The following is a 14477-nucleotide window of genomic DNA, read 5'->3' as shown; positions in this document are numbered from 1 at the left end:
CCTGCTATTCATCGAGGGTATCCCTTAAGCATAGCAGGAGCGGAAGGGGCAATTATGCCAGCCAGTCGCGGATTTTGGCTTCAATACCGGCGGCATCAAGGCCGAGGTCGGCGCGGATCTCTTCCTGAGTGCCCTGAGGAATAAAATAATCCGGCAGGCCAATATTGAGCACCGGTACCGCCCGGCGATGGGCCATCAGCACTTCGTTCACGCCGCTGCCGGCGCCGCCCATGATGGCGTTCTCTTCCAGCGTCACCAGCGCGTCGTGCTCGCCGGCCAGCTGGAGGATCAGCGCGGTATCCAGCGGCTTCACAAAGCGCATATCCACCAGGGTGGCGTTGAGTTTGTCCGCTACCGCCGCGGCTTCCGGCAGCAGGGTGCCAAAGTTGAGGATCGCTATTTTCTCGCCCTGACGTTTCACCACCCCTTTGCCGATCGGCAGCGATGCCAGCGGCTCGAGCGTCGCGCCGGTGCCGCTACCGCGCGGATAGCGCACCGCGCAGGGGCCGTTGCTGTAGTGGTAGCCGGTGTACAGCATCTGGCGACATTCATTTTCATCGCTCGGGGTCATTACCACCATATCCGGAATACAGCGCAGGAAGGAGAGATCGAACGCTCCCTGATGCGTCTGACCGTCTGCGCCGACGATCCCGGCGCGGTCGATAGCAAACAGCACCGGCAGCTTCTGGATAGCCACATCGTGGATCACCTGATCGTAGGCTCGCTGCAGGAAGGTGGAGTAGATCGCCACCACCGGCTTGTAGTCGCCAATCGCCAGCCCGGCGGCGAAGGTGACCGCATGCTGCTCGGCAATGGCGACGTCAAAGTACCGATCGGGGAATTTCTTCGAAAACTCCACCATCCCTGAACCTTCGCGCATCGCCGGCGTGATCGCCATCAGCTTGTTGTCTTTGGCCGCCGTTTCACACAGCCAGTCGCCGAAGATTTTCGAGTAGGAAGGGAGGCCGCCGCTGCTTTTGGGCAGTACGCCGCTGGTATGGTCGAATTTTGGCACCGCATGGAAGGTGATCGGGTCTTTCTCGGCAGGCTCATAGCCGCGGCCTTTTTTGGTCATAATATGCAGGAACTGCGGGCCTTTCAGGTCTCGCATGTTCTTCAGCGTGCTGACCAGACCGAGCACGTCATGGCCATCCACCGGGCCAATGTAGTTAAAGCCCAGCTCTTCAAACAGCGTGCCCGGCACCACCATCCCTTTGATATGCTCTTCGGTACGCTTAAGCAGCTCTTTAATCGGCGGCACCCCGGAGAAGACCTTTTTGCCCCCTTCGCGCAGGGTGGAGTAGAGCTTACCGGAGAGCAGCTGCGCCAGATGATTGTTCAGCGCGCCGACGTTCTCGGAAATCGACATTTCATTGTCATTCAGCACCACCAGCAGGTCGGGTTTGATATCCCCGGCGTGGTTCATCGCCTCAAACGCCATGCCGGCGGTGATCGCCCCGTCGCCAATGACGCACACCGCGCGCCGCTGCTTATCCTCTTTCGCGGCGGCGATAGCCACCCCGATACCCGCGGAAATGGAAGTGGAGGAGTGACCGACGCTCAGCACGTCATACTCGCTTTCACCGCGCCACGGGAAGGGATGCAGGCCGCCTTTCTGACGAATGGTGCCGATTTTGTCCCGGCGACCGGTCAGAATTTTATGCGGGTAGGCCTGATGGCCGACGTCCCAGATCAGGCGATCGAACGGCGTGTTATACACGTAGTGCAGCGCCACGGTCAGTTCCACCGTGCCGAGGCCAGAGGCAAAGTGACCGCTGGAACGGCTGACGCTGTCCAGTAGATAGCGCCGCAGCTCATCACATAGCTTCGGCAGGCTCTCTTTTGGCAACAGGCGCAACTCCTGGGTGGAATCTACCAGCGCCAGGGTCGGGTATTTGGCAATATCAAAACTCATCAGAGACTCATTTTTTGTTTATTTATCGCGCTGAATAATGTAATTCGCGAGCGCTTCCAGTGCCGAAGTATCCAGAGATTGTGCGGCCAGCTCATCTAACGACCGGCGGGCATCAGCGATCAGGTCGTGCGCTTTCTTCCGGGCTTGCTCAAGACCCAGGAGGGCGGGATAGGTGCTTTTACCCAATTGCTGGTCGGCACCCTGACGTTTGCCAAGGGTCGCAGTATCCCCTACCACGTCGAGAATGTCATCCTGGACCTGGAAGGCAAGACCGATATTTTCCGCATAGCGATCCAGCGCGGGCAGGGCAGCGCGGCCGCGTTCGCCGGCGCTCAGGGCTCCCATCCGGACGGCGGCGCGGATCAGGGCGCCCGTTTTGTGGCGATGGATACGCTCCAGCGCCTGTAAATCAACCTGCTGTCCCTCGGCCTGCAGATCCAGCGCCTGGCCGCCGCACATGCCCGCCACGCCGCTGGCCTGCGCCAGTTCGGAAACCATCGCCAGCCGGTCCCGGTCAGGAACGTCGACCATCGGCGCATCACTCAGTATAGAGAACGCCAGCGTTTGCAGGGCATCTCCCGCAAGAATTGCGTTGGCTTCGCCAAATTTAATATGGCAGGTCGGCAGGCCGCGGCGCAGATCGTCATCATCCATCGCCGGCAAATCATCATGCATCAGGGAGTAGGCATGAATGCATTCGACCGCCGCGGCAGGAGCATCCAGCGTGGTACGGCACACGCCGAACATCTCGCCGGTGGCGTAGACAAGGAAGGGACGCAGGCGTTTACCGCCTAACAATGCGCCATAATGCATCGCTTCCACCAGCGGAGTGTTCTGAAAGGGCTGCGGGGCGATGAAACGGCGCAGCGCTTCGTTTGCCTGTTCCACACAGGCCTGCAATTGTTGCGGGAAATCCATTTATTCAGCGTCCGGCGTAAAAGGCGTGGTCGGGGAATCTTCACTATCCGCCAGCAGGATCTGCACGCGCTGTTCGGCCTTCTGCAGCTGACTTTGCCCCTGGCGCGCCAGCTGTACGCCGCGCTCAAATTCGCTTAGCGCTTCCTCTAACGGCAAATCGCCGCTTTCCAGACGGTTAACGATCTGCTCCAGTTCGCCCAGAGCAGTTTCAAAGCTGGCCGGGGCCTCATTTTTCTTTGGCATAGTGAATGTAGACTCTTGTTATGTCGCGACGGCAATACCGGGTATGGTAACGAAGTCACGCGTGTAAGCAAATAACGCGCAATGGTGATATACTCCGCGCCCAGGATGCAGGCACCGGTGTGCGCTGCTTTACAACTTTTGCTTATAGCCCCGTCGGGCTTGCCAACGAACTATTGTCGCTATGAAGTTTATCATTAAATTGTTCCCGGAAATCACCATCAAAAGCCAATCTGTGCGGTTGCGCTTCATTAAAATCTTAACCGGGAACATTCGTAACGTTCTCAAAAACTATGATGAGACGCTGGCCGTCGTCCGTCATTGGGATCATATCGAAGTTCGCGCGAAAGATGAAAATCAGCGCCCGGCTATTCGCGATGCGCTGACCCGTATCCCCGGCATCCACCATATTCTGGAAGTCGAAGACGTGCCGTTCACCTCGCTGCACGATATTTTCGAGCAGACGCTGCCGCTGTGGCGCGAGGCGCTGGAAGGCAAAACCTTCTGCGTGCGAGTGAAGCGTCGCGGCAAACATGAATTCACCTCAATTGAAGTGGAACGTTACGTCGGCGGCGGTCTGAATCAGCATATTGAAACGGCGCGCGTGAAGCTGACCGACCCGGACGTCACTGTCAATCTCGAGATTGAAAACGATCGCCTGCTGCTGGTGAAAGGCCGCTATGAAGGCATCGGCGGTTTCCCGATCGGCACCCAGGAAGATGTGCTGTCGCTGATCTCCGGCGGCTTTGACTCCGGCGTCTCCAGCTACATGCTGATGCGCCGCGGCTGCCGCGTTCATTACTGCTTCTTTAACCTTGGCGGCGCCGCCCATGAGATTGGCGTCCGCCAGGTTGCGCATTATCTGTGGAACCGCTTCGGCAGCTCACACCGCGTTCGCTTTGTGGCGATTAACTTTGAGCCAGTAGTCGGCGAAATCCTTGAAAAAGTGGACGACGGCCAGATGGGCGTCGTGCTCAAGCGCATGATGGTCCGCGCCGCGTCAAAAGTCGCGGAACGCTATGGCGTGCAGGCGCTGGTCACCGGCGAAGCGCTCGGCCAGGTCTCCAGTCAGACCCTCACTAACCTGCGCCTGATCGATAATGTCTCCGATACTCTGATCCTGCGCCCGCTGATTTCGCACGATAAAGAGCACATCATCGACCTGGCGCGTGAGATCGGCACGGAAGATTTCGCCCGCACCATGCCGGAATATTGCGGCGTGATCTCCAAGAGCCCGACCGTGAAGGCGGTGAAGGCGAAGATTGAAGCGGAAGAAGAACACTTCGATTTCAGCATCCTTGATAAAGTGGTAGAAGAGGCGAGCAATATCGATATCCGCGAGATCGCCCAGCAGACGGAAGAGACGGTGGTGGAAGTGGAAACCGTGACCGGCTTTGGCGCCAACGACGCGATCCTCGACATTCGCTCCATCGACGAGCAGGAAGACAAGCCGCTGAAGGTCGAGGGGGTTGAGGTTGTTTCCCTGCCGTTCTACAAGCTAAGCACCAAATTTGGCGATCTCGATCAGAGCAAAACCTGGCTGCTGTGGTGCGAGCGCGGGGTGATGAGCCGTCTGCAGGCGCTTTATTTGCGCGAGCAGGGCTTCAGCAACGTGAAAGTTTATCGCCCGTAACAGATTGTTATGATGCAAAAGGCCTTCCCTGATGGAGGGCCTTTTTACTATTGGCAGGGGAGTATATTAGCGCAGGGTCAGCGCCAGGTCATTGAGCTGATCGATGACAATATTCCAGCCCTCGAAAAATCCCATCTGCTCATGCTGCTCGCGGGTTTCATCATCGGCATGCAGCACCGTAGCCGTATAGCGACACCCGACCTGTTCATCGGCAAAGGTGATGATGGCCGTCATCGCGAAGGGGGAAACGGCGGGGCGATAATCCGCCGTCAGCATCGAGGTCATGACGATTTTTTGTTGCGGGATAACCTCAAGAAAACAGCCGGGGTTATCGCTGCGTTCACCGTCAGGCCCGTGCATCACGGTGTGAAAGGCCCCGCCGGCGCGAAAATCAAAGGCCAGAACCTCGGTTTGCCAGGGCTTAGGGCACCACCAGGTTCGGAGTAATGCCGGGTCGGCCCACGCGCGCCACAGGGCTGGGGCGGGCGCGCTGAGCAGGCGGCTGATTACAAGATCGCGAGAATCGGTTGCGCTCCGGGACATGCTGCGACTCCTCAGGAAAAGGGGAGCCAGCCCGCGGCGCGGACCGGCTATCAGGCTTCGTAGTAATTATAGATGCCAGCGGCCATCACCAGCTGTGAGGCGACCTCATACGCTTTCTCGCGCCCCACCAGCAGATCGATCATTTTCAGGGCGAAATCAATCGAAGTCCCCGGACCCTGGCTGGTTAACAGATTCACCCGCGGATCCCAGACCACTCTTTTATCCTGCCACTGCTCGGCGGGGATATGTTCCTTCAGCGCCGGAAAACCGGTCATGTTGCCGATCGGGAACAGATTATGGGGTACCAGCACGGTCGCCGGGGCGGCGCAGATGGCGGCCACAATGCGCCCAGAGAGATGAAACTGGCGGACGGTTTCCACCAGTAGCGTGCTGTCGCGGAAGCACTCTGCGCCCTTGATACCGCCCGGGAGGACGATGATATCGAAATCACCATCGGCCACCTCGACCAGCGGCGCATCCGCCAGCAGTTTGACGCCGCGCGAACAGACGATGGTCAGGCTGCCGTCGCTGGCGACGCTGGCGGTGGTCACCTTTACTCCGCCGCGGACCAGCAGGTCGATAGTGGTGACCGCTTCGGTCTCTTCGCTACCAGGGGCGAGGCAAATCAGTGCCGACGCGCTCATATTCATTCTCCTTACGCTTGATCAATTCAAATAAGCGGGCGTTTTCCGGTACGGCGACGCCGTGGGCGCGGGCGCGGTTGAGCAGAAAACCGGTGATGTAGTCGATCTCTGTATGCCGCTGGGCGCGAACGTCCTGCAGCATGGAAGAGATATTTTCTGCCGTACTTTCAATTACCTGTTCGACATAAAATAGCAGGTTTTCCGCCGAGGTATGAATACCTTCGCGCTCCATCACCGCCGCCACCTCGCGACAAATGGCCGCAACTTCCTGCGTATAGTCGCGCAGATCGCCGTTTTTACACCCTTTGAGCGCGGTCAGAGGGTTAATCACGCAGTTAACCGCCAGCTTGCGCCAGATGGCCGAGTGGATATTGTTATGCCAGGCGACATCCGGCAGCACGCTCTGCAGAACTTCTGCGAGATAGCTGTAGTCCCCCTCGTAGCTTTTTGCCGGTCCGATATGCGTGGTGCCCTGGGCAACGTGGATGATGACATTCCCATCGCGCCGCGCCGCCTGGGTCGTGGAGGCCAGCAGCAACGGCTGTTTCACGCCGCGCAGCTCCTCGACGGTGCCCATGCCATTATGTACCAGCAAAATTGGCGTGGTGTCCGGCAGGATCCCGGCCAGGTGCTTTACCGCATTCGACACCTGCCAGGCCTTTAAGGTGACGATCAGCAGCTCGCTGCTGGCGAGAAAATCGGGGTCGTTGGCCGTCAGCGATTCGTTGAACACTGAGCCATCGGTTTCAATGACGTTGACGCTACAGAATGGCTGCGGTACGCGCAGCCAGCCCTGGACTTCATGTCCCTGTTTGTACAACGCGGTCAGCCATAGTTGTCCCAGCGCACCGCATCCCAGTACGGTTACTTTCATTGTTCCTCCTCATCTGCCGCTATCCCAGGCGCTGATGGCTAAAGTCTATCTCGTCGCTTTTCGCATCGTCGGACATCACGGGGAAAATAGCGCGAGCGTTGCGTAATCAGCTAAGCTTCCGGGATAACAAGTTGAGTTATGCCGCGTTGCAGGTATTATGCAACGCAAAAGAAACGGAAGGAGAGGAAAAGATGCCATCTTTCGATATTGTCTCTGAAGTTGATCTTCAGGAAGCCCGTAACGCGGTGGACAACGCGAGCCGCGAAGTCGAGTCGCGTTTTGATTTTCGTGGCGTTGAAGCCACTTTTGAATTAAACGACGCCAACAAGACCATTAAAGTGCTGAGCGAGTCTGACTTCCAGGTGAACCAGCTGCTGGATATCCTGCGCGCCAAGCTGCTCAAGCGCGGCATTGAAGGCACCTCCCTCGACGTACCGGAAGATATCGTGCACAGCGGTAAAACCTGGTTTGTTGAAGCGAAGCTGAAGCAAGGCATTGAAAGCGCGGTGCAGAAGAAGATCGTTAAACTGATCAAAGACAGCAAGCTGAAAGTGCAGGCCCAGATTCAGGGCGAAGAGATCCGCGTGACCGGTAAGTCCCGCGACGATCTGCAGTCGGTGATGGCGCTGGTGCGCGGTGGCGATCTGGGACAGCCGTTCCAGTTCAAAAACTTCCGCGACTAAGGCGGCGGGCAGACAGCAAAAAGCGGGGAATTCCCCGCTTTTTTATACCCCTTTGATGAGCTGCTCTATCTCGAAGCGGTTGGTGACCTTGCTGTCGATTTTGATATACACCGAACGCTCCTCGGGTACCACCAGCGCCTGATGAACCCCGCTGGCGCTCAGCAGACGCGCCTGCAGCGCGCTGTCGACCACCACGCCGTCCGGCACCTCCACCCGCAGGCTGCTGACGTACGGCGGCTCGCTCATGGTGCTGGCCACCAGCAGCCACAGCATCGCCAGCAGGGCGCCCAGCAGAAACACGGTTTGCGAATCAAAGAAACCATCGACCCAGCCGCCAAGCGCGCCGCCAATCGCCACGCCGAGAAACTGGCTGGTGGAGTAGACGCCCATCGCGGTGCCTTTGTAGCCCGCCGGAGACTCCTTGCTAATTAGCGACGGCAGCAGCGCTTCCAGCAGGTTAAACGCCAGGAAGAAGAGCTGAACGCCCGCCACCAGCTCCCAGAAGTAGCCTCCGGCGCCCCAGAGGACAATTTCCGCAATCAGCAGGATGGCGACGCAGAGCAGGAAGACGCGCTTCATCTTGCGCTTCACTTCGGCGTAGATGATAAACGGCACCACCGAGATGAACGAGATAACCATGGTGACCAGGTAAATCTTCCAGTGCTCGGCGGCCGGGAAGCCGGCGGCCTCCAGTTGTCCGGGCAGGGCGACAAAAGTGGACATCAGCATAATGTGCAGGCACATGATGCCAAAGTTAAGCTTCAGCAGGCGCGGCTCCGCCAGCACCTTGCTAAAGCAGCCCTTCACCATCCCGGATTCGCGGTTAAGGACATGGTTATGGCTGTTGGGCACCACCCACAGGGTGAGCAGGATGCCGACGGTCGCCAGGATGGCGATCATCCAGAACAGCGCGTGCAGACCCAGCTGGTGGGTGACAATCGGCCCCAGCACCATGGCGATGGCGAAGGTGACGCCGAAGCTGACGCCGATAAAGGCCATCGCTTTGGTGCGGTTCTGTTCGCGGGTGAGATCGGAAAGCAGGGCCATAACCGCGGCGGCGATGGCGCCGGAGCCCTGCAGGGCGCGGCCAAGAATGATGCCCCAGATGGAGTCGGTGAGCGCGGCGATGACGCTGCCGAGCACGAAGATAAGCAGGCCGCCGACGATCAATGGCTTACGGCCAATACGGTCAGATAACAGTCCGAAGGGGATCTGGAACACCGCCTGCGCCAGGCCGTAGATACCGATCGCCAGGCCAATCAGCGCTTCACTTGCACCCTGCAACGCCATGCCATACGTGGTCAGAACCGGCAGGACCATAAACATGCCAAGCATGCGCAGGGAGAATACTGTCCCCAAACCCCAGGTCGCGCGCAGTTCCCCTGGCGTCATTTTGTTATCGTTCATTACCACCTCAATATAAAAACTGCGCCTAGTGTAGCGGCGGGGGGTAAGAAGCGTAAATAAATGTTTGTTTAACAGATATTACGGGGCTGTTGCGCGATGCGACAAGTTGGTAAAAATCAATAAACCAGTGGAGGGGGACTCCACTGGCGAGGGGGAAAATTAAGGTAAAGTAAAGTCAACCCACTGGCTGCCAGCGTCAGCCGATTTGACGCACTGCTCTACCCAATAGACGCCGTGCAGCCCGGCTTCGACGTCCGGATACCAGAAGTCTTGCAGGAAGGCGCGATCGTCGCGGTCCGTGGCGTCAATCGCCTGCGCATAGCGGCGATAGAGGTTGGCCCAGGCTTCGAACAGCCCTTCCGGATGGCCGCCGCCAATGCGGTCATCCGCCAGCGCGTTCGGCGACAGGTAGGGCATCCCACGTTCCAGAATGCGCGCCGGCTCGCCCTGCACCTCATAGCTGAGCTGGTTAGGATGCTCATCCCACCATTCGATGCTTGCTTTTTCGCCGACGATGCGCACTTTTTGCGAGTGCATGGCGCCGCTGTTGACCGCGCTGGTCCACATTGAGCCAACCGCGCCGTTGTCATATTCCATCAGGACAAAGGCGTTATCTTCCAGCGGCGCGCGGGAGGGAACAAAGCTCTGACGGGAGCACATCAGCCGTTTGATATTGAGCTGCGGCGCCATGGTCTCGGCGACAAACAGCGGATGGGTGGCCAGATCCCCAAGCACATAGCTGGGCCCGGCAAACTTCGGCGTTACTCGCCAGCGGGTGGATTCTGCCTGCAGCTCGACGGCCTGGTTATGGAAGCCGTGGGCGAATTGCATGTTAACGATGCGGATCTCGCCGAGCAGTCCATCGGCAATCATCTGCCGCGCCTGCTGGATCATCTGATAGCCGGCATAGCCGTAGGTAACGCCGACGATTTTGTTCTGTTTTTTGCTCAGATCCACCAGCTCGCGCGCCTCTTCGGCGGTAAAGCAGAGGGGCTTTTCGCAGATAACGTGGAGTCCCGCCTCCAGCGCCGCTTTGGTGATGGCGAAATGGGTATTGTTCGGGGTGGTGACCGAGACGACCTCGATCCCGTCAGGGCGCTGCGCCTCTTCGCGAAACAGGGTCTGGTAGTCGGCGTAGCAGCGCTCCGGCGCGATGCCCAGTTGCTCACCGAACGCTCGCCCGCGCTCGGCATTGACGTCAAGCGCGCCGGCCAGCAGGGTATAAACATTGTCACGCAGCGCCGCACAGCGGTGGCTGTAGCCGATCTGACTGGTTCCCCCGCCGCCGACCATGCCCCAGCGCAGGGAACGGGATAAGGGTTTCAGGCCGTTTAACATGGTGCTCTCCTTTTTGAAATCATTTGCACTCTGAGGCGCTCAATGCCGACGCCTGCGGCAACGCGCATCCGGATAGACTGACTTCAACTTAAGGAAATGTTTGTTCTGTTTCAATTGTGTTGTGGAATTTATTTTCCATATATGCGAGGGGGATCGAATTAGCGAAAGTTTCTTTTGCGCTTGGTTGAAAAGGTGAGGGCGGGATATCGCCTGCCGGAGTCGTCCAGATTGTTGCGGGCGTTTTTTCGTTTCAACAAAATATGAAATAAATTTTCTTTATTAGCTGCTGAAGGCGGTGCAATCCGCCGATTGCACCGGGGACCAGATGCCGCTATGACGCTCCGCGCACAGACGCGGGGGAAGTTGAAGCGACGGGAGGATGACCGGCCGCAAAGATGCCCTTCGCCGCCAGGCCTGCGACGGTGAGGGCTGCCGGGATGCCGAGGATCAAAAAGACGCTTTCAAAGGGCAGGTTGAGCGCCATCATCTCGGCGCCGGCAAAGGCGCTGAGAATGGCGCCGATGCGCCCGACGCCGTGCATCCAGCTGGAGCCCGTCGCCCGCGCCTGTGTAGGGTAGTAGCGGGCGGAGAGGGCGTTCATGCCGGTATTCGCGCCGTTCAGGCAGGCGCCGCTGATAAACGCCAGCATACAGAGCAAGGCAAAGCTGCCCGCGGCGTAGCCCATCGCCATGGTGAACAGGCCGCCAACGGCGTAGATTATCCCCAGCGCGCGATGGGGGTTGATCCTGTCCATCAGCCAGCCGGCAAACAACGAGCCGAGGGTGCCGCCCGCCTGGTAGATCGCCGTCATGATGGCCGCCTGGCTAACGGTCATTCCTACCGCTTTAACCAGCGTTGGCAGCCAGCTGCCGAGGATATAGACCAGGAACAGCCCCATAAAGTAGACCAGCCATAGCATCAGCGAGCCGAAACCGTACTGGCGGGAGAGGACAATGCGCATCGCGTTGCCGGCCGCCGGCTGCGCCGGCAGGATAAACCTCACGTTGTCGCTGATTTGTCCGGGATAGAGACGGTTAAGAATGGCGCGTATGCGCGCCGCGGGCGCTTGTTTGATCACCAGAAAACGAACCGATTCCGGCAGCAGCCAGATGAGCAGGGGGGCAAACAGCAGCGGCAGAATACCGCCGAGCGCCATCAGCGAGTGCCAGCCAAACTGGGGGATCAGCCACGATGCCGAAAATCCTCCCGCCGCCGCGCCGAAGGTGAAGCCGCAAAAGATGACGGTGATAATAAATGAACGCTGGCGTTCCGGGGCGTATTCCGACACCAGCGTCCCGATATTCGGCATCGCGGCGCCCAGCCCGAGGCCAGTCATAAAGCGAAAGAACATCATCTGTTCTACGTTGTGCGAGAAGGCGGTGGCGATGGTCCAGAAACCGAAGAAGAAAACGCTGTTGATGATGATTTTCTTACGTCCCAGCCAGTCGGCGAGCGGGCCGGAGAAAATCGCCCCCAGCGCGAGGCCGATCAGCGCGGCGCTGATCACCAGACCCAGCTGGTGGTTGCTTACCCCCCATTCCAGCTTTAGCGTCGGGGCGATAAAGCCCATGATCGCGATATCAAAACCATCGAGAGCGATGACGCAAAAGCCGAGAAATATAATCAGCTTCTGAAATCGGCTCAGCGGGTTACGATTTATTAACTCTCTGACATCCAGGCGTTGAGTCTGTGTCATAGCGTATTCCTTATGCGCAGGCGCGCAGGTAGGGCTGCGCGGCATCGAACAGTAACTGCGCCCGCTGAAGAGGCGGCAGGGCGCCTTGCTCGCCGTCAAGCGGCACTTCGAGAGAGACCGGCAGCGTCGCCGGCAGGGCCGACATCAGACCATGCAGATCCAGACCGCCTTCCCCCGGCACGTTGCGCGCCGAGCGGGCCTGGCGGATAAGTTCCTGCTCGCTCTCCGGCCTCTGCGCCGCGCCATCGCAGAGTTGCATATAGTTGAGATGATGCGCGGGCAGGCTGGAGAGGGCGGCGAGCGATTCTCCCGCGCGCCAGAAATGGAGAGCGTCCACCAGAATGCCGATGTCTTCCCGCCCGCTGGCGGCGATTAGTGCTTGCGCTGCGGCGATGTTGCGCAACTGGGTCCAGGGCATCGGCTCAAGATTCATGGTCAGCCCAAATGGACGACCGGCCGCGGCGAGGATGGCGAGGTTGTCAGCGCTGCGCTGAAGGTTGTCATCATTGCCGGCGACTAACACCTGTCCGGCGCCAAGACGCGCGGCGGTCTCCATAAAACGCTGCAGCCGATCGTCGAGGGTAAACCCGGGGGTCAGGCGGACGATCTCCACGTCCGACACGCGGATGCCAGTTTCCATCAACGCGGCGAGCGTCGCCCGGACGGCCGGGGTATCGCCCAGCATGTCGTAGTCCGGGTCGGTCGGTGTGGCGGGGAGCAGTCGCAGCCCAACGTGGGTAAAACCGGTTCTGGCCGCAATCCGCACCTGTTCGGGGGGAGGGACATCGAGCAGGGTCAGCGCGGCGAGCGATAGGGTACGCTTGTTCATAAAGGGCTCCGGTACAGTTGCAGGTGAAGAGAGTTAGGGTGCATCCATTCGTGGAAATCAAGTTATATTATTGTTTATATTTGTTTTTTTTGTCAGGCCTTTACCCACCAGATAGCCGAAGGTCATGGCGGGCCCGAGGGTGATCCCTCCGCTGGGGTAATAGCCGCGCATCACGCTCGACATGTCGTTGCCGATGGCGTACAGGCCCGGTATCGGCAGCTGCTGTTCATCCAGCACCCGGGCGTGTTCGTCGGTTTGCAATCCGCTGAAGGTGCCCAGCGAGCCGGGCAGAATGCGCACCGCGTAGAACGGCCCTTCGCGCAGCGGTCCGAGCGTCACCTGATGGTCACCCTGGGCGCGGTTATAGGCTGATGCCCCGCGGTGAAAATCGACGTCTTCGCCAGCGCTGGCGAAGTGGTTAAAGCGTTCAACGGTTTCCGCCAGCGCATTGGCGTCGATAGCGCACTGCTTCGCCAGCTCCGCCAGGGTGTTTCCTCGCTGCAGATAGCCGGTACGCAGCCAGGCGGTGGGGGTGAACGGGAACGGTCTGGCGTGGCCCAGGCCGTAGCGACGCAGCGCGCGACGATCGGCCAGCAGCCACGCCTGCGGCGTGTCGCCCGCGGGTGTGGCCGCCAGCAGGGCGGCGATAAAGTCATGATAAGAGTCGGCCTCGTTAACAAAACGTTTGCCGTTGGGCAGGACGGCGATCACCCCGGGTTTGGCGCGCTCCACCAGATGAGGAAACATTAGCTGCTGGCCGCTGGCCAGAGTGACGCGGGACACCGGCGCCCAGGCCAGCGGGTGGCGCAGGGAAGTGTCGAACTGGCCGCCGACGGATTCGCCAAGCCTGATCCCCTCGCCCTGATTGTCCGGCGGTGCGGCGGAGAAATGGCCGTAACCCTCCGCAGCGTGAGGCACCACCTGCGCCAGCCGCTGGCGATCGTGGGGAAAACCGCCGCAGGCCAGCACCACGGCGCCAGCTTCGACGTGAATCTCCCCGCCGTCGCTGCGCAGCACCGCGCCGGACACGCCCGGCGGACCCTGCAGCAGCCGGACCACCGGGGCATTGAGCTGAAAACGCACGCCGGCGTCGAGGGCGGATCGCAGCAGACGGGCGACCAGCGCATTGCCATTGACCAGATGCTGCCCCCGTCCGGCGCGTAGCCGCTGCCAGCCGTGGCGCAGCAGGCGGCGGGCAGCATACAGCGCGGAGCGCGGCGAGCGGGTGGCATTGAAAAAATGCGCCATATCCGCGCCGCCGGCGATGCCCATCCCGCCCAGGCTAATGGTCTCCAGCGGCGGACGCAGGCGATGGAGCCAGTCGCCGAGCAGGCGGCCATCGTAGGGTTGCGCGGTGACCGACCGCCCACCGTTCGCCGCACCCGGCGACGGGTGAAAGTCCGGCATGGCGCTGCCCGAGAGAAACTGCACCGCCGTCCGCTGATGGAAAAATTCCACCATCTCCGGCCCGTAACGCAGGAAGGTTTGCAGACGAATATCGGCGGCTTCGCCCCCCATCTCATGCTGCAGATAGGTCAGCGGCGCGTCGGCTGCTTCGTCGATGCCCTCCGCCCGCGCCAGCGGGTTGCGGGGGATCCACAGCCAGCCGCCGGACCAGGCGCTGGTTCCGCCGAGTACTGACGCTTTCTCCGCCACCATGACGCTGGCGCCGTGCATCGCCGCAGTCACCGCGGCAGAGAGCCCCGCGGCGCCGGAGCCGACCACCAGCACATCCACCTTCACAGGCCCGCTCATGT

Annotated in this window: 13 protein-coding genes; 2 read left to right on the top strand and 11 right to left on the bottom strand. The window is 59.9% G+C overall.

Going from position 1 to position 14477, the window contains the following annotated elements:
- Positions 1-52: 52 nt before the first annotated feature.
- The 3 genes from dxs to xseB are packed head-to-tail and all read right to left on the bottom strand — an operon-like array spanning position 53 to position 3076.
- Complete coding sequence (gene dxs, locus KB892_RS19910; protein ID WP_002891360.1) at positions 53-1915, bottom strand: 1-deoxy-D-xylulose-5-phosphate synthase; 1863 nt, start codon at positions 1913-1915, stop codon at positions 53-55.
- An 18-nt stretch (positions 1916-1933) separates the two neighbouring features.
- The gene (gene ispA, locus KB892_RS19905; protein WP_004144656.1) at positions 1934-2833 is read right to left on the bottom strand and encodes a (2E,6E)-farnesyl diphosphate synthase; all 900 of its coding nucleotides are present in this window, start codon (positions 2831-2833) and stop codon (positions 1934-1936) included.
- Positions 2834-3076: an exodeoxyribonuclease VII small subunit gene (gene xseB / locus KB892_RS19900; protein ID WP_002891398.1), complete on the bottom strand. Its 243-nt coding sequence runs from the start codon at positions 3074-3076 to the stop codon at positions 2834-2836.
- Between the two features lie 181 nt (positions 3077-3257).
- On the opposite strand from xseB, the gene thiI reads away from it, so the two are divergent.
- The gene (gene thiI, locus KB892_RS19895; RefSeq protein ID WP_004151340.1) at positions 3258-4706 is read left to right on the top strand and encodes a tRNA uracil 4-sulfurtransferase ThiI; all 1449 of its coding nucleotides are present in this window, start codon (positions 3258-3260) and stop codon (positions 4704-4706) included.
- A gap of 66 nt (positions 4707-4772) precedes the next feature.
- Here thiI and KB892_RS19890 read toward each other — a convergent pair whose 3' ends face one another.
- Genes KB892_RS19890 through panE form a run of 3 tightly spaced genes read right to left on the bottom strand, consistent with a single transcriptional unit; the run spans position 4773 to position 6767 of the window.
- A complete protein-coding gene (locus KB892_RS19890) occupies positions 4773-5249 on the bottom strand; it encodes an SRPBCC family protein (protein ID WP_002891457.1) in 477 nt (158 codons plus the stop codon).
- Between the two features lie 50 nt (positions 5250-5299).
- Positions 5300-5893 carry a protein deglycase YajL gene (yajL, locus tag KB892_RS19885; protein ID WP_002891460.1) on the bottom strand — a complete coding sequence of 198 codons (594 nt, stop codon included), beginning with the start codon at positions 5891-5893 and terminating at the stop codon, positions 5300-5302.
- Complete coding sequence (panE, locus tag KB892_RS19880; protein ID WP_002891462.1) at positions 5856-6767, bottom strand: 2-dehydropantoate 2-reductase; 912 nt, start codon at positions 6765-6767, stop codon at positions 5856-5858. Before panE ends, yajL begins: the two co-directional genes overlap by 38 nt.
- 191 nt (positions 6768-6958) lie before the next feature.
- Between panE and KB892_RS19875 the strand changes: the two genes are divergently transcribed.
- The gene (locus KB892_RS19875; protein WP_002891465.1) at positions 6959-7450 is read left to right on the top strand and encodes a YajQ family cyclic di-GMP-binding protein; all 492 of its coding nucleotides are present in this window, start codon (positions 6959-6961) and stop codon (positions 7448-7450) included.
- A gap of 42 nt (positions 7451-7492) precedes the next feature.
- Here the strand turns inward: KB892_RS19875 and KB892_RS19870 are convergent, their stop codons facing one another.
- The 5 genes from KB892_RS19870 to KB892_RS19850 all read right to left on the bottom strand — a co-directional run bounded on the left by KB892_RS19870 (position 7493) and on the right by KB892_RS19850 (position 14475).
- Entirely contained in the window at positions 7493-8857 is a 1365-nt protein-coding gene (locus KB892_RS19870; RefSeq protein ID WP_004144660.1) for an MFS transporter, read from the bottom strand.
- A gap of 159 nt (positions 8858-9016) precedes the next feature.
- Positions 9017-10195: a Gfo/Idh/MocA family protein gene (locus tag KB892_RS19865; RefSeq protein ID WP_002891468.1), complete on the bottom strand. Its 1179-nt coding sequence runs from the start codon at positions 10193-10195 to the stop codon at positions 9017-9019.
- 331 nt (positions 10196-10526) lie between these two features.
- Entirely contained in the window at positions 10527-11891 is a 1365-nt protein-coding gene (locus KB892_RS19860) for an MFS transporter (RefSeq protein WP_002891473.1), read from the bottom strand.
- Between the two features lie 10 nt (positions 11892-11901).
- On the bottom strand, positions 11902-12720 hold the full coding sequence (locus KB892_RS19855; protein ID WP_002891476.1) for a sugar phosphate isomerase/epimerase family protein: 819 nt from the start codon (positions 12718-12720) through the stop codon (positions 11902-11904).
- 57 nt (positions 12721-12777) lie between these two features.
- Entirely contained in the window at positions 12778-14475 is a 1698-nt protein-coding gene (locus KB892_RS19850; RefSeq protein ID WP_004151339.1) for an FAD-dependent oxidoreductase, read from the bottom strand.
- Between the last annotated feature and the right edge of the window lie 2 nt (positions 14476-14477).

The sequence above is a fragment of the Klebsiella sp. P1927 genome, from assembly GCF_018204675.1.
GTDB lineage: Bacteria > Pseudomonadota > Gammaproteobacteria > Enterobacterales > Enterobacteriaceae > Klebsiella > Klebsiella pneumoniae.
The sequence above is the reverse complement of the archived record's forward strand: the minus strand, read 5'-3'. Positions and strand labels throughout refer to the sequence as shown.